At 59.8% G+C, this 17,654-nt stretch carries 15 protein-coding genes; 8 read left to right on the top strand and 7 right to left on the bottom strand.

Annotation, left to right across the window (positions count from 1 at the left end):
- Window positions 1-7: 7 nt before the first annotated feature.
- The 5 genes from VI215_05950 to VI215_05930 all read left to right on the top strand — a co-directional run bounded on the left by VI215_05950 (window position 8) and on the right by VI215_05930 (window position 5,330).
- Window positions 8-226, top strand: coding sequence for a DUF167 domain-containing protein (locus VI215_05950; GenBank protein HEY6191856.1), 219 nt, complete (start codon window positions 8-10; stop codon window positions 224-226).
- A 106-nt stretch (window positions 227-332) separates the two neighbouring features.
- A complete protein-coding gene (gene rlmN, locus VI215_05945) occupies window positions 333-1,478 on the top strand; it encodes a 23S rRNA (adenine(2503)-C(2))-methyltransferase RlmN (GenBank protein ID HEY6191855.1) in 1,146 nt (381 codons plus the stop codon).
- Window positions 1,475-3,931 carry a M1 family aminopeptidase gene (locus VI215_05940; protein HEY6191854.1) on the top strand — a complete coding sequence of 819 codons (2,457 nt, stop codon included), beginning with the start codon at window positions 1,475-1,477 and terminating at the stop codon, window positions 3,929-3,931. The genes rlmN and VI215_05940 overlap by 4 nt, the downstream gene beginning before the upstream one ends.
- Window positions 3,928-4,575 (top strand): adenylate kinase, encoded by a 648-nt coding sequence (locus VI215_05935; protein ID HEY6191853.1) that lies wholly within the window; start codon window positions 3,928-3,930, stop codon window positions 4,573-4,575. Before VI215_05940 ends, VI215_05935 begins: the two co-directional genes overlap by 4 nt.
- Window positions 4,575-5,330, top strand: coding sequence for a glycerophosphodiester phosphodiesterase family protein (locus VI215_05930; GenBank protein HEY6191852.1), 756 nt, complete (start codon window positions 4,575-4,577; stop codon window positions 5,328-5,330). Before VI215_05935 ends, VI215_05930 begins: the two co-directional genes overlap by 1 nt.
- Window positions 5,331-5,662: 332 nt before the next feature.
- On the opposite strand, the gene VI215_05925 is transcribed toward VI215_05930, so the two are convergent.
- Both VI215_05925 and VI215_05920 read right to left on the bottom strand, forming a co-directional pair.
- Entirely contained in the window at window positions 5,663-6,223 is a 561-nt protein-coding gene (locus tag VI215_05925) for a hypothetical protein (protein ID HEY6191851.1), read from the bottom strand.
- Window positions 6,224-6,254: 31 nt separating this feature from the next.
- Complete coding sequence (locus VI215_05920; GenBank protein ID HEY6191850.1) at window positions 6,255-7,157, bottom strand: DUF6588 family protein; 903 nt, start codon at window positions 7,155-7,157, stop codon at window positions 6,255-6,257.
- Window positions 7,158-7,519: 362 nt separating this feature from the next.
- On the opposite strand from VI215_05920, the gene VI215_05915 reads away from it, so the two are divergent.
- A complete protein-coding gene (locus VI215_05915; GenBank protein HEY6191849.1) occupies window positions 7,520-10,021 on the top strand; it encodes a CHAT domain-containing protein in 2,502 nt (833 codons plus the stop codon).
- A gap of 6 nt (window positions 10,022-10,027) precedes the next feature.
- Here the strand turns inward: VI215_05915 and VI215_05910 are convergent, their stop codons facing one another.
- Together VI215_05910 and VI215_05905 are read right to left on the bottom strand one after the other, a co-directional pair.
- The gene (locus VI215_05910; GenBank protein ID HEY6191848.1) at window positions 10,028-10,915 is read right to left on the bottom strand and encodes a LiaF domain-containing protein; all 888 of its coding nucleotides are present in this window, start codon (window positions 10,913-10,915) and stop codon (window positions 10,028-10,030) included.
- A gap of 45 nt (window positions 10,916-10,960) precedes the next feature.
- Window positions 10,961-11,638, bottom strand: coding sequence for a sigma-70 family RNA polymerase sigma factor (locus VI215_05905; protein HEY6191847.1), 678 nt, complete (start codon window positions 11,636-11,638; stop codon window positions 10,961-10,963).
- 255 nt (window positions 11,639-11,893) lie between these two features.
- Here VI215_05905 and tmk point away from each other — a divergent pair, with 255 nt between their 5' ends.
- Window positions 11,894-12,508: a dTMP kinase gene (gene tmk / locus VI215_05900; protein ID HEY6191846.1), complete on the top strand. Its 615-nt coding sequence runs from the start codon at window positions 11,894-11,896 to the stop codon at window positions 12,506-12,508.
- A 13-nt stretch (window positions 12,509-12,521) separates the two neighbouring features.
- A complete protein-coding gene (locus VI215_05895) occupies window positions 12,522-14,198 on the top strand; it encodes a S41 family peptidase (protein HEY6191845.1) in 1,677 nt (558 codons plus the stop codon).
- Window positions 14,199-14,312: 114 nt separating this feature from the next.
- Here VI215_05895 and VI215_05890 read toward each other — a convergent pair whose 3' ends face one another.
- Genes VI215_05890 through VI215_05880 form a run of 3 tightly spaced genes read right to left on the bottom strand, consistent with a single transcriptional unit; the run spans window position 14,313 to window position 17,649 of the window.
- Window positions 14,313-14,954 (bottom strand): deoxynucleoside kinase, encoded by a 642-nt coding sequence (locus VI215_05890; protein HEY6191844.1) that lies wholly within the window; start codon window positions 14,952-14,954, stop codon window positions 14,313-14,315.
- On the bottom strand, window positions 14,954-16,147 hold the full coding sequence (locus VI215_05885) for a CoA transferase (protein HEY6191843.1): 1,194 nt from the start codon (window positions 16,145-16,147) through the stop codon (window positions 14,954-14,956). Before VI215_05885 ends, VI215_05890 begins: the two co-directional genes overlap by 1 nt.
- Window positions 16,144-17,649, bottom strand: a complete 1,506-nt coding sequence (locus VI215_05880; GenBank protein ID HEY6191842.1) for an NCS1 family nucleobase:cation symporter-1 — start codon at window positions 17,647-17,649, stop codon at window positions 16,144-16,146. The genes VI215_05885 and VI215_05880 overlap by 4 nt, the downstream gene beginning before the upstream one ends.
- Window positions 17,650-17,654 lie beyond the last annotated feature (5 nt).

The raw sequence follows: 17,654 nt of genomic DNA, 5'->3' as shown, positions 1-17,654 counted from the left end.
ACCGTGAATGAAAATCAGCGTCCGCGTCAAGCCCAACGCCCGGAAAAACGAAGTAACAAAACTTGACGAGAAGACGTATCTCGTCAGCGTGACCGCTCCTCCTGTCGACGGAAAAGCAAACGCCGGGGTGATCGAGCTTCTCGCGGCGTATTTCCGCAAAGCCAAGTCCAGGATCGTCATCCTCAAGGGAGCCTCCGGACGCCAAAAACTCGTCGAGATCACCTGAGCCCCCGGCTGTCATCCTGAGCGAAGCGAAGGATCTCAGGTTTCGATAAGGAAGATTCTTCGTCGCTTCGCTCCTCAGAATGACAATTACCGCGGGCTGACCTTCAATGACCAAGACAAATCTCAAGGGCCTTACGCTTTCGGAGCTGGAGGAGTTCGCACTCTCCGTCGGCGAGCAGCGGTATCGCGGGAAGCAGCTCTTCGACTGGATCTACACCAAGGCGGCGGCCTCCTTCCACGAAATGACCCCGCTCTCCGGGACCCTCCGGGAGAAGCTGGCCGGACTGGCGTCGATCGACTCGCTCGAGCTGGTCGAAGAGCAGAAGTCGGGAGCCGACGGCACGACAAAGTTCTTGTTCGGGCTGGCGGACGGGAAGAAAATCGAAAGCGTGCTGATCCCGCCGCGAACCGCCTTCCGGGGCCGTGAGGCGACCGGAGAAGAGGAACAGAAGCGATTGACTCTCTGCGTCTCGACGCAGGTAGGCTGTCCCCTCGATTGCGCGTTCTGTGCGACGGCGACGATGGGGTTTCACCGCAACCTCTCGGCCGGGGAGATTGTCGACCAGGTGCTCCAGGCGCGGAAGCATTCGGAGACGCGCATCACGAATCTTGTCTATATGGGAATGGGCGAGCCCCTCATGAACTACGACCACGTGATGAATTCGATCGACATCATCACAACCGGGCTCAAGATCGCCGCGAAGAGGATCACGGTTTCCACGGCGGGCTGGGTCCCGAAGATCCGTCAGATGGCCGACGAGGGACGGAAGGTCAAGCTTGCCATTTCCCTCCATACGCTCGACGACGCGGCGCGCACGGAATTAATGCCGGTGAATTCGAAATTCGGACTCGATGAACTGCTCGATGCCGCGGCGTATTACTACCGCCGCGTCAAGCAGCGCATCACGTTCGAATATATCCTCTTCGACGGCTGGAACGACCGGGAAGAGGATATCGAGAGGCTGATCAAGCTGTCGAAGCGCCTGCCGTGCAAACTCAATATCATTCCGTTCCACGACATCATGTTTACGAACCCCACCGGACTGGCCGCGACGCTCCATCCCACGCCTCCCGCAAGAATCGAGCGGTTCGTCCGGCGCCTGAGGGACGCCCACATCACAGTCTTTGTCCGGAGCAGCGCCGGGGAAGACATCGATGCCGCCTGCGGGCAACTTGCGGTGAAACTCGAGGCCCGCGGCAGGACCGGACGCGGGGCGGCTCACCGGGCACGGCCCGCGCTCAAACCCGCATGACCTCGCGCGCCATCCCCCTGCTTTTCCTGTTTGTCCTCCCGCTCGCGCGGGCGCAGGAAAACGTCCAGCCCGTTTTCCATCCCGAGCGCGACCGCACATACCATGTCCTTCATTACAAGCTGAACATCACCGTCGACGAACAAGCAAAGACATGCGCCGGCGAGGTCGCCATCCGACTCGTTCCGCTCCGGCCGCTGTTCGACGAACTCCGTCTGGACGCCGCCGAGATGAAAGTCTCGGGAGTGAAGCTCGGCCGTGAATCGTGCGACTACCGCCTCGAGGGCGAAGGGCTGATCGTCGATCTGAAGAAGCCGTACGGCCCCGCGGACACGCTGGCGTTCGTTGTCTCGTACTCCGTCGCTTCGCCCCGGAAGGGGCTCTACTTTGTGGGGCCCGACAGCGGCTATCCGGACAAGAAATGGCAGGTCTGGTCGCAGGGCGAGGCGGAGGACAATCACTTCTGGTTCCCCTGCTACGATTATCCCAACGATTTCTCGACCAGCGAGATGATCGTCACCGTCAACGACCGGTTCACCGCCATCAGCAACGGCCGCCTGCTCGACGTGCGCCGCGACCGGAAGAGCCACACCGCCACGTTCCACTGGCTGGAGGGGAAGCCGCACGTTTCCTATCTGATTTCGCTTGTCGCGGGCGAATACGTCGAGGTGAAAGATTCGTGGGGGACCGTGCCGATCAGCAGTTACGTCACGAAGGAACAGGAGCCGGACGCGATGCGCTCGTTCGGAAAGACGCCGAAGATGATCGAGTTCTTTTCCGCGAAAACGGGGGTTCCCTACCCCTGGGAAAAGTTCGCCCAGACCGCCGTCGAGGATTTCATCTACGGCGGCGAGGAGAACGTCAGCGCGGTCACGTTGTCGGATGCCACGATCCACGACGCCCGCGCGCACCTCGACTACTCGAGCGACGGGCTGGTGGCGCACGAGCTCGCCCACATGTGGTGGGGCGATCTGCTCACCTGCCGCGATTGGTCGCACGCCTGGCTGAACGAAGGGTTCGCCACCTATTTTCAAAACGCCTTCACGGAATATGACCTGGGAAAGGACCGCGCGGCGAAGGAGATCCTGGACAACCAGGCGATCCTCCGGAATCTGGACGACCACGCGACCCGGAGGCCGACGGTCCTCAACAAATATGTCGCCCCGATGGAGCTCTTCGAGTCCCACATCTACGGCAAAGGGGCGGTTGTCCTGAACATGCTCCGTTTCATTCTCGGCGAGGAGCCGTTCTGGAGCTCGATCCGCCATTACGCGAACAAGTTTGCGTTCCGGAACGTCGAGACAAACGATTTCAAGGTGGCGATCCAGGAAGCGACCGGCGCGAACCTTCACTGGTTTTTTGACGAGTGGCTCTACAAGGCGGGGTATCCCATGTTCGACATCACATCGAAGTGGGATCAGGAGTCGCGGAGCCTCCGGATGACGGCGAGGCAAATTCAGCGCATCGATTCGCTTACCGGCCTCTTTACCACCCCTGTCGAAGTCCAGGTCTGGGTGCATGACGAGCCGGTGACGTACCGCATCACGATATCAAAACAGGAGGAGACGTTCTCCTTTCCGGCGTACCAGCAGCCGCAGCTCGTGATCTTCGATAAGGGGAGCCGGATCCTGAAAAAAGCGATCGAGCGGAAATCGCTTGAGGAGTGGATCTATCAGCTCCGCCATGCGGAAGACGGTGTGGACCGCTTTCTCGCGGTCGACGAGCTGCAGGGGTATGTCGACTCCGGGGTGGTCCTGAAGGCGCTCAGCCGTGCGATGCTCGACGACCGGTTTTCGGAAGTCCGGCGCGAGGCGGCCTGGGCGATCGGAGACGAGAAAGCCGTCGACGTGTCGGATACCCTGATCGCCGCGTACGGCGACCTCGACTCGAAGGTGAGGAACGCGAGCGTGACCTCCCTCGGCCGGTGGAAGGGGGAAAAAGTAGAGAGCATGCTGCGCCACGCCTTCGAACGCGATTCAAGTTACGATGTCGCGGCGTCCGCCCTCCGGTCGCTCGCGAAAGTCGATTCGTTCCACCGCAACAGCTACTGCGAAGCGGCGTTGAAACGGCCCTCACGGAACGAGGTGATCCGGATCGCCGCTCTTCAGGTGTTGTCGGAAGCGGGCGATGATAGCGCGTTCCAGATCGTCAAATCATACACCCGGTACGGCGTCGACCGGGCGGTGCGCATACCGGCGATCGGCGCGCTGGCGAGCGGGTGGAAAAAACGATCCGGTGTGGTGGACTATCTGATCGGCCTGCTGGGCGACCCGAGTTTCCATGCGCGGCGCGCGGTGATCGCGGCGCTCTCGGCGGCCGGCGACGCCAGGGCGGTCGAGCCGCTCCGGCAGAGGGCCGCGGCGGAGGCGGATGGACGCGTCGCGAAAGAAGCCCGCGATGCCGCGGCGAGGATCGAACAGCTTCTCAAAAAAGATTCCGGGAAGGATTCGAAATGAGAATCATATTATTGGGACCTCCCGGCGTCGGAAAGGGGACTCAGGCCAAGCTCCTCTCGCAGGAGCTGAATCTCCCCCATATTTCCACGGGCGACATCCTCCGGGAAGCGGTCGCCGCGGAAACGGAGCTGGGGGTGAAGGCCAAGACGCTGATCGATTCCGGACGCCTCGTTCCGGACGATATCATGATCGGCATCATCCGCGACGTGCTGGGGATGGAACGCTCCGCGGCGGGGTTTATCCTTGACGGGTTTCCGCGCACCGTGCCGCAGGCCATCGCCCTGAAGGGTCTTCTGGACGATCTGAACGTCTCCATCGACCGGGTAATCAACATGGAGGTCGACGAACAGGAAGTCGTGCGCAGGCTCGGGAGGCGGCTGATGTGCAAGACGTGCGGGCGCATTTATAATATCGCGGCGAACCGTTCCGGCACGAGGAAAAAATGCCAGAACTGCGGGGGCGAGCTAATTCAACGGGAGGACGACAAGCCCGAGACGGTCTTGAAGCGCCTCCGCGTCTATGCCGAGTCGACGGCGCCGGTGAAGGATTTCTATGCTTCAGTGGGACTCCTTCAGAATGTCTCCGCGAAAGGGAGCATCGAAGAGGTCAAGGCCGCCATCCTCGCGCTGCTCAACCATCGCTGATGTTCTCGTGGTCCGAACCTGACCGGCTTCCCCTGATAGTCGGCCACCGCGGTTCCCCCTCCCTCGCCCCGGAAAACACACTCGCATCGTTTCAACAAGCGCTCGACGACGGCGCCGACGCCGTGGAATGCGACGTCCGGATGACCGGCGACGGCAAGATTGTGGTGATCCACGACGCCGGCCTCCGGCGCACCACCGACGGCAGGGGGCTCGTGGCCCGGCACACTCTTCGCGAGCTCCGGCTGTTGAGCGCGGGGCGATGGTTCCACAGAAGATTTGCCCCGGAGCGGATTCCCGTGCTCGACGAACTCCTCGAATTGACCGCGGGGCGCTGCGGGGTGAATATCGAAATCAAAGTCGACGCGCGGGTCCCTATGGCGGAGGTCGTCGACCGCTGCTGCCGGATCGTCCGCGAGCACCGGGCGCAGGAGCGGGTGTTGATCAGCTCCTTTTCCCACCGCGTCGTCAGAAACGCCTCACTTGCCCGGCCCCGGATCGCCACCGGGCTTCTCTATCACCCCTTGCGTCATCTCGTGAAGCGGCCCGTGCTGTTCACGCGGTCGCTCGGAGCGCGCTACCTGATCATGAACGGAACTTCGCTCCGGAAGGGAATCGTGGCGGAGGCGCATGAGAGGAACCTCTTCGTCGGGGAGTACGTCGTAAATTCTGCGAGACGGTGGAACCGGTCCCGCCGCTTCGGCGTGGACGCGATCTTTACCGATTCGCCGGCGACTCTTCGACGAATGTCATCCTGAGCGAAGCGAAGGATCTCGCGTTTTTCTGGTTCCCACGCTCTGCGTGGGAACCCAGTCCGTGGCGCTCTGCGCCGCAACCTGGTTGGGGCGCGGAGCGCCCCAGTATGCGTTCCGCCGCGGAGCGGCGGAACGAGATCCGGGGTATAGGTAGCCGCAAGCTTTAGCTTGCGGGTTTTTGATCGTGGGGATGTGTCGTGGCGTCAAAAAGACCGCAGCCTAAAGGCTGCGGCTACCAAGGCCAAAGGCATTCGAACGCAATGGAAACGGAATAAACCCGTACCAAAAAAAAGTCCCGCTCGAAGCGGGACTTTTTTTTGAATCCATCCGAAGGATCAATTACCCGGAGGCGGCAGGAACAACTGCGTATAGAGCCGCAACTTGATCGTAAAATGAAGGCTCGACGTGCTGGCCGTGCCGGCCGCGACGATCGTGACCACCGGAAGCGTGTGCGATTCCCCGTATGATTTGAGGATCGCGATCAGGCGGGAAACCCCGGCCTGCACGAAGATCGGTCCGCCGGTGATTGTCGCGTCAAAAATCGACCGTTCGCTCGCGAACGCCGAGAGCGGGAGCCCGACGACATCGATAAGGCTGTCCCCGTCGATGAGCGCCGATCCGCTGAACGTTGTCGCCGGGTTGGTGCCCTCCGTGCTGTCGATTTGAAGCGTGATATTATAGACTTTGATGGAATCGATCTCTTTGTCGACATCGGAGGCCACTTCGCCGAGATCCACCGCCTCGACGGTCGCAAAGACCGATCCGACCGCATCCACCCTGAGCGTTCCGGTCACAGGCGGTCCGTCGAACAGAAGCGGATTGATACCGAGATCACAATTGAGGCCCGCCAGGGCGATCATCACCAGCGCAACGAACATCAGAAATTTAATTGTCATGAGTTTCTCCTCGTTTTCTTCAAGTGTTCAATCACATTCCAAACGCGATTCCACCGCTGACGACCGTCACTTTCCCGAGATTGATGTCGGCATTCAGGTGGAGGATGACGAGATCCAGGGTGACTCCCCCGGTGACGCGGAACTTATTTTCCCCGTCGATATCGAGATTCACCGTTTGCGGGGTTGTCGAGCCGGTGTAGGTGTAGTTCACCGTCAACGACGAGCTCTCATACTGCATTCCGCCGTAGAGAGTCGCGACTGAAAAAGACTTGCTGATCTGTGCGCCGAAGGCAAGGCCGTGCGCGTCGATGATGTCTCCCACGGTGACCTTGTCGTACGAGATTCCAGCCGAGAGATCGGCCGGAAACTCGGGAATATAGCGGCTGATGCTGTGTCGAACCCCTATTCCGAAGAGCGTCGTCTTCGGAAAGTCGCCGATCGAGGGGAGCGGCACGTAGCGGATGGCAGCCTGAGTCCCGTATATGTTCCCGATCGTCAATTGCGGGACGCCGAGAGGGATAATGCTCGTCTTCACTTCGCCGCTCTGGAATTGGTATTGGGTCCCGCCGGGCCCGGCAACAGTCGCACCTTGTCCCCCGAAGAGGGTGGCCGTCTGAACTTCGGTCTGCGGAAACGGCTTTGGAGGAATTGCGTTGTACACCTTCTCCGCATCGCCGACCAGCGTGCCCATTCCGACGATTCCGATCTGGAGATGGAGGCCCATATCCCCGATCTGGGCGCTGTTATAAAAGCCCGAATTGAGATTCGCGCCAAGTCCGTTCACGAACGGCTGCAGGTACCCCCGTACATTGTCGGAGGAAAGTTGTTTGATGGCGTCCTGGAACGGGTCCTGCGCCCTGCCGGCGGACCCGAACAGGATCAGCGCGCATGCGAGGGAGAAGAAACGTACAATCGATTGTCGCGTAGAGTTCATCGCGATATCCACTCCTGATTAATGGAGAGAAACTCCGGGTTTTGATTCCCTTTTGATTACGATTGGGAATGTACAAAAATCTCCCTCTAATGTAAACACTTATTATCGGGGGTATGACGCAGCTAACACGCCTCCCGGAGGCGCAAACCCGGGGGGCCGGTGTGACGCAGCACGCGGCGCCGTTGTTTGTTACCGGGGACTTTCCTATATTCCGTCCGTTTATAATGAAAACGCAGATTCCAAGTCGGGTGGCAGCTCTTTCTCTCGCGATCGTCCTGATCGTTTCGTGTACAATTGTGGTTTCCCCCGGATGCGGTCCAAGCAGGCGCGATCTCCAGGAGCAAGCGGCAGCGCAGGCCGCGATGGCCGAAAAAAACTTCAACGACAGAAAGTATTCCGAGGCCCTGGCCGCAACCCGGGAGGCCATCAGGCTCAACACCGACCTGAATGAAGATTCGGTGCTCGCGGACAATTATCTCCTCCTCGCGAACTGCCAGCGTCAGATGGGAGATTACGACAGCGCGCTTGTCGGCTTCCAGAACACGATCGAATATTTCCATTCTCTCAACGATCAGCACCTCGAGCGCCGGGCAAGAATTGCGCTGGCCGGCTTTTATGGAGAAATGTTCCGGGATGCGGATGCAATCACGATCGCTTCGGACGCGGCAACCTCCGCGAAGGTGTTCTCCGACTTCGGCGACGCCTACCGGGCTCTGATGATCGTCGCCAGATCGGCATACCGGCTGGGGCGGTATGAGGATGAACAGGCGGCCCTTGCGGAACTTGCCCGGATCGACACCCAGGCCCACGGCGGCAGGGACCGCCTCCTGTTGCTTCGCATGAAGATGGAAGCCTCCAGGGGAGCGGGCGATCCCGGTTCTTCGGGGGAGATCTTCAACCGGTGGAGGGAGTTTGCCGGGTCAAAAGGAGATACCGCAAGCCTTGCCGAGGCGTATTACCAGAGAGGATTGTCGTGGCTGGCGTCGGGCCGGGCCGACAGCGCCTTTTTCGCTCTCTCGAAAGGCTTCGGATTCGCGAGCAAACGGCGGAGTCTCCTGCCGCTCCAGGAAGAGATCCTCACGGCCCTTGGAAATCTGTCATACCGGGGGGAACGGTATGACGACGCGCGCAGGTACTACTCCGATGCGCTCGAGCTGGCGAAGAAAACCGACTCGTTTGCGCTGAGAACGATCCTCGGATTGGCGATCGTGGCGTGTGATTCAAAGCCGGGGGGGAGTCTCAGCCAGTCGACCGCCGCGGAGCTCGTAAAACGGTGCACTGTTGTCGCAGGGGAGTGCGGTCAAAACGGCTTCCGCCCGGGAGAAGCTCTCGCGAACTTCATCTCGGGCAGGTTATTGGAATCCACGGCCGATCAGGCCGCGGCGATGCCTGCTTACCGCCGGGCGTTCCTCCTTTCGGGGGAAGCTTCCGCCCCGCCGGAGGGAAGGGCGCTCGATTTCATCGACACCTACCTGGATGGAGAGGGGGCCTCCTGGGCTGATCCGCTCATACGCGCCTATTGCGGTTCCGGTCAGGCAGACAGCGCGTTTTCGGTTCTCGAGCAGAGCAACCTGGCCGACCTTTCGGATTTCTTTTCCCGGATCCAGTTCAAGCCCGCGGACCAGAAACTGAGCCAGGGGATCGCCTCGGTCCAATGGAACCTCTACGGCTTGCAGCTCCTCCGGCAGGATCTGCTCGAGGAGCTCAGCTCCGTCTATCGCCCGAATCCGGAGCGGCTCGCATCGCTCAACAAGGCCTACCCGGAGCGCGCGTCAAAGCTCAGCAGGTCTGTGGGCGAGCTCGCTGCCATCAATTCCAATTATCCCTGGCTGCTCCGTCCGGGCCGTCTCCAGCTCGCCGCCGTCCGGGACACGCTTCCGAACAATGCCGTTCTGGTCGAGTTCGCTCCGACGCGCGATGCGCTCTATCTGCTCGTGGTCAACCGCCGCGGCGCGGTGCTCCGGAAGGCCGCCGTCAACCGCGGATCCCTCCTCTCGTTTATTCGGGACTACAACCGGCTCGCCGGCGAGAACCGGCTCAACAGCAACGGGACATGGATTACGGACCCCGCGGTCCAGACGCGGCTCAACGGGCTTTCCTCGGGTCTGGGAAAATTGCTTCTCTCCCCGATCGTCCAGGATCTGGCGGGCGCCGAGAAATTGTACGTCGTGCTTCCGCAGGAATTCGGATGGCTCCCGTTCCACACCCTGCGGTGGGACGAACGGCCGCTCGCGGCCCGCATGAACGTCAGTTATCTTCCCACTGCGGCGGCATTGCTCTTTTCCTCCCTCCCGGAGCATCCCGCCAGGAGGGTGCTCGGGATCGGGCATCCGGGCCGGACCTCGTGGGATGTCGAATACGAGCTCAAGGATATCCGCGGCTTTTTTGAGGGGGCGCCGATGCTATTCAATTCGATGGCGACGCTCAATCACATGATGGATTCGCTCTACGACGTGATCCATATTTCGGCGGAGTTTCAACTCGACAGGGCGGTCCCGGAAAACTCAAAGCTCCTGCTCGCGGACGGGATCACCCCGTTCGGGGTGCGGGGAGCCTCTCTCGGAGAACTGCTCGCCGTGCCGAAGCCGCAGGCGCTTGTCCTGAGCATCATTTCCAACAGGCCGGGCGCGTTTTCCCGGTACGCTCCGCTCATTTTTCTTGCGAACGGAACGAGGACCATCGTCGCGTCGGAGTGGCAGGTCGACAGGAAGGCAAAAAAGTTTTTCGGAGAAGGCTTCTACACCGCGCTGCTGGGGGGCGTGTCGATGGGCGACGCGTACCGCCACGCGATAGAGGCTCTTCTCAAACAGGGGGAATTTTCGCTGCTGCAACGATGGGGGGCGTACTACCGGTTCGGGAGGTGAGCGGGGCTACTCTCTCACGATCTTCACGCTGCCCAGTCCGGCGTCGATCTTAATGTTCATCTTTCCCGCGGCCGTGCGGTAGTTCGAGCTGTAGTAATTGTTTTCCTGCAGTTCGGTGAAGTCGCGGGCCAGGTCGATGTGCGCGATCCAGCTCTTCTCGTAGATGATCCTGGCGCCGACATCCTCCGGAATTCTCACCGTGAGCGAGCCGAGCCCGACGTCGATGTCGACGTCCACCTCCTTCGTCAGCCTTCCCCCGAAGTCGAGCACGTAGCTTCCGACTCCGCCCTCGAACTTCATGTGGTTGAAGTTTGAGTTGCACAACCCCTCCGCGTTGAACTTGCTGAGGCCCGATTCGATCGTGAGGTCTTCGATGGTACTCTTGTTGGGGCGTTCGAACGTCATCCAGACCGAGCTTGCGCCCGCGGAGATCTTGAGGTCTTTCACCTTCATTCCCGAAAAATCGAACTCTCCTTTCCCGAGCCCCAGGCTGATATCGAAGGAAATCGGGACCGCATCCGTGAGGTTGATGTTCCAGGCTTCGGAATTGAATCCCTCAAAGTTGACGCTGCGCTTGTGCGAGTTCAGTTTCGCGTCCGTGTGGGTGTTGATGGAGACGTACCCGATGCGGTCCCGGACGGAGTAATCGATCAGGTCCGAGACGCCCTGTTCGCGGCTCGTTTCGACGCCGGCATCGAGGATGGTGGCCGACTCCCCTTTGGCGATTGCGACGTTGCCAAAACCGGCACTGAGGGTGACCTTCAGCTCCCGCTCGTCTCCGAGCGCAATATCCTTGTGATAGTGGTGCGAGGCGAGGAAGACGAAGCCGCTCACCAGGAGAATCGCCGGAATCGACAGGAACAACAGGGGAAAGGATAGGTGTTTTAGAGGCATACGATCTCTCTCCTTCTATGTTACGCCGGAGAGGGGCTCAAAGTTTCAATAATGCGTGATCTTGTCGCGCAGGTACTTGTTGAGGAGCTCGCGTGCCCGGAAAATGTGCGCTTTTACCGTTCCGATCGGAAGGTTCAGCATTTTCGCGATTTCGGCGTAGTCCCGCTCCTCCGTATGCCTCAGAATGATCACCCGTTTGTATTTTTCGGGGAGCGAATTGATCGCCTCCTCGATGATATTGGCCCGCTGGCGCTGGATAATCGATTTGTCGGGCTCGAACGTCGTATCCGGAAGCTCAAAGCGGTAATCGCCCTCCTCAAGCCCCACCGGCTTGTCGATCGAAAACGTGTCAAGCTTCCTCTTGCGGATATAATCGATGGTGCTGTTGGTGGCAATCTTATAGAGCCACGTGGAGAAGGCGAATTCTTCATTGAAGTTCTTCAGCGAGGCGAACGCCTTGACGAACGTCTCCTGGGTCAGGTCTTCAACCTGTTCCCTGTTGTGAACGATCCGGTAGATCAGGTTGAAGATCGGATCGTGGTACTTCTTCATGAGTTGTTTGTAGGCCGACTGGACTCCGCGCAACGCGTCGTGGATGAGCTTCGTATCTTCTTTGCGGGAATCCTGGCGGCCGGCCTCGGATCGCTTGTCGCGATCTTTCGGAGCGGGGGGTTGCTTCGGGGCGGGAGTCCCCGACGGCTTCTTTATGTGCTTCGGTGGCATTCCATGATGCTGTTGCTTCGAGCACCGTAAACATAAGGAAAAATCGACCGAGAGGCAAGGTCGGTAGTGCCTCCCATTGTCATCCTGAGCGAAGCGAAGGATCTCGTTGGTCCGACTGACGAGATCCTTCGGTCGCTGCGCTCCCTCAGGATGACATATATGGTGAAAGTGATGCACTACCCAGTCAGCACCTGAGTTGTATAATGTGCGGATTTTGGTTAATTTGAAGAACACAGTCACACGATCGCACGGCGAATGTTCATCAGCTTCGAAGGAGTCGACTATTCCGGCAAGACCACCCAGGCACAACTCCTCGCGGAGCGATTGCGCAAGGACGGGAAAGACGTGCTCTTTCTCCGGGAACCGGGGGGCACCGCTCTGTCGGAGAAAATCCGGTCGATTCTGCTCGACAAATCACGGCTCGATATCGCCCAGAAGACGGAACTGTTTCTCTTTTCCGCAGCGCGGTGCCAGCTTGTCGGCGAGGTGATCGTGAAGGCCCTCGAACGCGGTACGACGATCATTTGCGACCGTTTTTTCGATTCCACCACCGCCTATCAGGGGTACGGGCGGGGCCTGAGCCTTGAAGAAATCGGGATCGTGAACAGGATTGCGACGTCGGGGACATCTCCCGACCTCACCATTTTTGTCGATATCGAAGTGTCAGAGATTCCGAAGCGGCTGGCGGCCGCCGGACTTGCCAGGGACCGGATGGAATCGGCCGGGGACCGCTTCTATGAGAGGGTCCGGGAAGGGTATCGCGCGATGGCGGCGGCGGAAACGGGAAGGTTCGTCACCGTAAACGGGCAGAGGCAGGCCGGCGTGATCCACGAAGAGATTTGGAATGTGGTACAAAAGCGATTTAAATAAACTGGAGAGAGTCATGAGACGATGGTTTTCGGTACGGCCCCGGGTGGTCATGCTTGCGGTTGGCGCAGTCCTGCTCGCAGGGAGCGGGATCTTTGTCGGATTTGGGCTCGCCGACACGGATTACTTCTTCAAGATCAATAAGAGCATCGATATCTTCGGACGGGTTTACAAGGAAGTGACCCTGAATTATGTGGATGAAGTCGATCCGGAAAAGTTCATGGAAGCCGGCATCGACGGCCTCCTGGGCACGCTCGATCCCTATACCAATTTCATCAGCGAGAGCGAATCCGATGAGGTCGAGCTGATCACGACGGGAAAGTACGGCGGCATCGGCGTGACGATCGGGTTGCGCGACGGGAATATCACGGTCATCACGCTGATGGAGGGATATTCCGCCCAGCGGCAGGGAATTCAGCCCGGGGACCACATCATTGAAATCGACGGAAAGTCGATCGTCGGCTCCAAACCCGAGTCGGTCCGCTCGATGACGCGGGGCGAGCCCGGGACGGAGCTTCGCCTGAAGGTCGAACGGGAAGGCGAAGAGAAACCGCTGGAATTCGTGCTTGTCCGCGAGGAGATCCAGCTTCATAATGTCAGCTACTCCGATTTCGTCGGAGACGGAATTGGTTACGTCCGGCTGGAACGGTTTTCACGCGGCGCGGGCGACGAGCTGAGGCTCGCCATCAAGGAGCTGAAGCTCAAGGGACCGGTCAAGGGACTGATCCTCGACCTTCGCGATAACCCGGGCGGCCTCCTGGACGTCGCCGTCGATGTCGTGGAAAAATTTGCGGCGAAGGGAAGCCTGGTCGTGAGCACAAAGGGCCGGAAACCGGAGTCCGAGCGAAAATTCTTCGTCACGGAGGAGCCGATGCTCCCCGATGTGCCGCTGGCGGTTCTTGTGAACCGGAACAGCGCCAGCGCGAGCGAAATCGTCGCGGGAGCGATCCAGGACCTGGACCGGGGGATCATCCTCGGCACCCGCTCGTTCGGAAAGGGGCTCGTCCAGACGATCACCCCGCTTTCCTATAACACCCAGCTGAAAATCACGACCGCCAAGTATTATACGCCGAGCGGCCGCTGCATCCAGGAAATCGACTACATGCACAAGAACAGGGACGGGGTGTTCGCCACGACTCCCGACAGCCTCCGCCGGCTCTTCAAGACCGCGAAGGGCCGCAAGGAGTTTGAATCGGGCGGAATCCAACCCGACACCGCAGTGCCGGAACCGGTGAGGAGCGACGTCTACAGCGAGCTCCTCAGGAAATCGATGTACTTCAAATTTGCGACGCGGTTTGTGTCGAATCAAAAAGAGGCTCCGGCCGCACTGGACGGCGACAGCCTCTTCCGGCAATTCAAGGACTTTGTGGCCGGACAGAAGTTCACGTTTCAGGACGACGGCGGAAAGAAGCTCGCGGAGTTGACGGACGCGGCGCGGAAATTGCATTACAGCGAGGCGGTGATGGCCGAACTCGACAAACTCGGGAAGGATGTGGACCGCGAGAAATCGATGAGCCTCGACCGCGACCGGGACGGGATCGTCAGCGCGCTCAAGGTCGAAATCATGAGCAGGTACAAGGGGGAACACGGAAGAATCGAGACCTCGCTCCTCGACGACGTCCAGTTGAAAACGGCTCGAAGCCTGCTGACGGATGCGAAGGGGTACTCCCGGCTCCTGAGCGCCCAGCGCTGATCGATTGTCATCCTGAGGGAGCAAAGCGACCGAAGGATCTCATCCTGAACGCAGAGGTACGGGTAGCCGCGACCTTAAGGTCGCGGGCGGATGGACGCAGCCTAAAGGCTGCGGCTACCCGGTCCGGTAGCCGAGCTCCATCAGCTTCGCCTGGATCAGGAGGAGAATCCGGTTGAAGTCCCCCCGTTCGTGCACGAAGTCGACTTCATCCGAGGGGACGACGAGCAAGGGCCCGAGCCGGTAGGAGCCGATCCAGTCGTGGTAATGACCATTGAGCTGTTCGAGGTAGGAGCGGGGGATGGTCTGTTCGTACTCGCGCCCCCGTTTTGCGATCTGCGTGAGGAGGGTCTCGATCCGTGCGTCGAGATAGATCAGGAGGTCGGGGGGCTGGAGATACGCCGTCATCACCCCGTATAATTCCCGGTAGTTTGTGTAGTCGCGCGCGTCCATTTTTCCGATCAGGTGGAGGTTTTTCGCGAAGATCTCGGCGTCTTCGTAAATCGACCTGTCCTGGATGACGTCTTCCGATCCCTCGACGATGTTCTTGTGGTCATTGAACCGCTTCGAGAGGAAGTAGACCTGGAGGTTGAACGACCACCGGTTCATGTCAACGTAGAAGTCGGCGAGATAGGGATTGTCCTCGACGGATTCGTACAGCGCCTTCCATCCGTAGTGCTTGCTGAGCAGTTGCGTGAGGGAGGACTTCCCGGAGCCGATATTTCCCGCCACCGCAACGAAGATTTTCGACTTCTCCACTACACAATTCCCTTTCTGCCAAACGTCTCGATCTGCGAGACCGTGTAACCCAGATCCACGAGTATTTCACGGGTATGCTGGCCGAGGCGGGGGGGCGGAGAGTCGGCGCCGGATCGCCACCCGGCGGCCGAGAAAGGACTTCCGACCATCCTCAGCGCGCCACCCGCAGCACGCGGAATCGTCGACAGCATCTTCCGCTCGCGAAGGACGGTCAGCCTCAGGGCGTCCCGGATCGAATTGATCCGGCCCGCCGGCACGTCGGCCCGCTCGAGGCGCCTGATCCATTCCGCCACCTTCCTTGATTTCATGAGAGGTACGAGGATGCGCTCCAACGCGGCCCGGTGTTTCACCCTCTCCGCATTCGTCCTGAAGCGCGGGTCGCTCGCGAGCTCTTTACGCCCCGCGGCCGAGCAAAAACTCTTCCAGGCGGATTCGCTCCCCACGGCGACATTCAAATAGCCGTCCTTCGCGGCAAACGTTTCATAGGGAGTGATCGTCGGATGACGGTTCCCTTTGCGTGATACGGTATCGTTGGTCGACAAAGCGATTTGGGCCTGGTAGGCGAAGAGCGAAAGAAGACCGTCGAGGAGGCTGATGTCGACATGGCGCCCCTTTTCGGTCCATTCGCGATCGATCAGCGCCAGCAGTATTCCTTCGAACGCGAGCATTCCCGCGGTCACATCTGCGAGCGATATTCCGGCCTTCAGCGGCGGGCCTTTGGAGAATCCCGTGACATCCATCAGGCCTGATTCCCCCTGGATGATGAGGTCGTAGGTCGGCTTGTGGCTCTTGCTGCTCTTCTGGCCATACCCCGAGATCGAACAATAGATCATGCGCGGATTCATCCTCCGGACATCCCGGTATCCGAATCCAAGCGATTTCATGACCCCCGCCCGAAAGTTCTCAACGAGCACGTCGCAGAGTCCGATGAGCTCTTGCAATACGCGCTTGCCCTGTGCCGATTTCAAATTGAGCGTGAGGCTCCGTTTGTTCCTATTCACGCTCAGGAAATAAGCACTCTCTCCGTGAACAAAAGGAGGACCCCAACCCCGGGAGTCGTCTCCGCGCCCCGGCTGCTCAATCTTGACCACGTCTGCCCCCATGTCGGCGAGTTTCATGGTGCAGAAGGGGCCTGAAAGAATCCGCGTAAGATCAAGGACGCGAATACCGGAGAGAGGAAGAGAGCTCTTCACGCTGCGAGCTCTCGCCGGCTTTTGCCCATGAACCCGTAATAGGCGGCGAATGCGATTCCGAACCCCACAAACCAGGCATAGCTGTAGACGTGCATGAAGAACGGCCCGACCGAAGCCGCCGGCGCCGCCCCGATCGTCCCGAGGAATCCCGGCACGCTCGGCGCCACCCCGAGCACAAGGGCCGCGATCGCAGCCGGATTGTAACCCCCGCGGTACGTATAGGCGCCCGGATTCAGATAGAGATCGAGCGGCCGTAATTGCATCCTCCGTATGACGAAATAATCGCAGATGAGGATTCCGCCGATCGGCCCGAGAAGCGCCGAGTAACCGACGAGCCACGTGAAGATATACCCGCTCGGATCGGCGACCAGCTTCCACGGCTGAATAAGAATACCGATGATCCCCGTGATGAGCCCGCCCGTCCGGAAGCCGATTTTCGAGGGCCAGAGGTTGGAGAAATCGTTGGCGGGGCTGACCACGTTCGCCGCGAGATTGGTGGCGAGCGTGGCGAGACAGAGTGCAAACAATGATACCGCAAGGACAACGGGGTTGGTGAATTTCGTGATGAGAACCACCGGATCCCAGATCGGGCTCCCGCCGTAGATGACGATGGTTGCGGATGTGACCGCGACCCCGATGAAAGAATAGAGAGCCATCGTCGTCGGCAGCCCGATCGCCTGCCCCAACACCTGGTCCCGCTGGCTCCGGGAGTAGCGCGTGAAGTCGGGAATGTTGAGCGACAGCGTCGCCCAGAAACCGATCATGCCGGTCAGAGACGGGATGAAGACCGCCCAGAACTGACCTTCCTTCGGTCCCCCGGCGGCGAACTGCGACGGCTGGGAAAGCATCGGACCGAATCCTCCGGCCCGCTGATAGGCCCACCCAAGAAGGGCCAGCCCGAGGAGAATCAACAGAGGGGCCTTGATGTCGAGCAGGAAGCGGATCGACTCGATTCCCTTGTAGATGACAAACATGTTGATCCCCCAGAAGAGGAGGAAGCAGGCGAGCTGAGCGATGTTGATGCCGGAAAGGAATGTCGGGAGTGCGTCCCACGCCGGGACGTAGATCGTGACGATCTTGTAGATCGCCCACCCGCCGATCCAGGTCTGGATGCCGAACCATCCGCAGGCCACGAACGCGCGGAGGAGGGCGGGAATATTCGCGCCTTTGACCCCGAACGAAGCACGGCAGTAGACGGGGAACGGAATCCCGTATCGCGTGCCGGCATGGGCGTTGAGGATCATCGGAACGAGGACGATCGTGTTTCCGACGAAAATCGTGAGCACAGCCTGGTACCAGTTCATCCCCTCGGAGATGAGGGCCGACGCGAGCATGTAGGTGGGAATGCATGCCGACATGGATATCCAGAGCGCCGCAAAATCGTACACGCTCCACTTGCGCTGAGCGACGGTGGTGGGGGCTATGTCCGGATTGATCAGCGGGCTGTTGTTGAGCTGAGCGGTGTCGACTTCAACCAGCTCGCTTGATTCGGGAAATTTCATGACCG

Source organism: Bacteroidota bacterium (assembly GCA_036522515.1).
Lineage (GTDB): Bacteria > Bacteroidota > Ignavibacteria > UBA10030 > SZUA-254 > VBOC01.
This window is presented reverse-complemented; position numbering and strand designations above follow the sequence as displayed.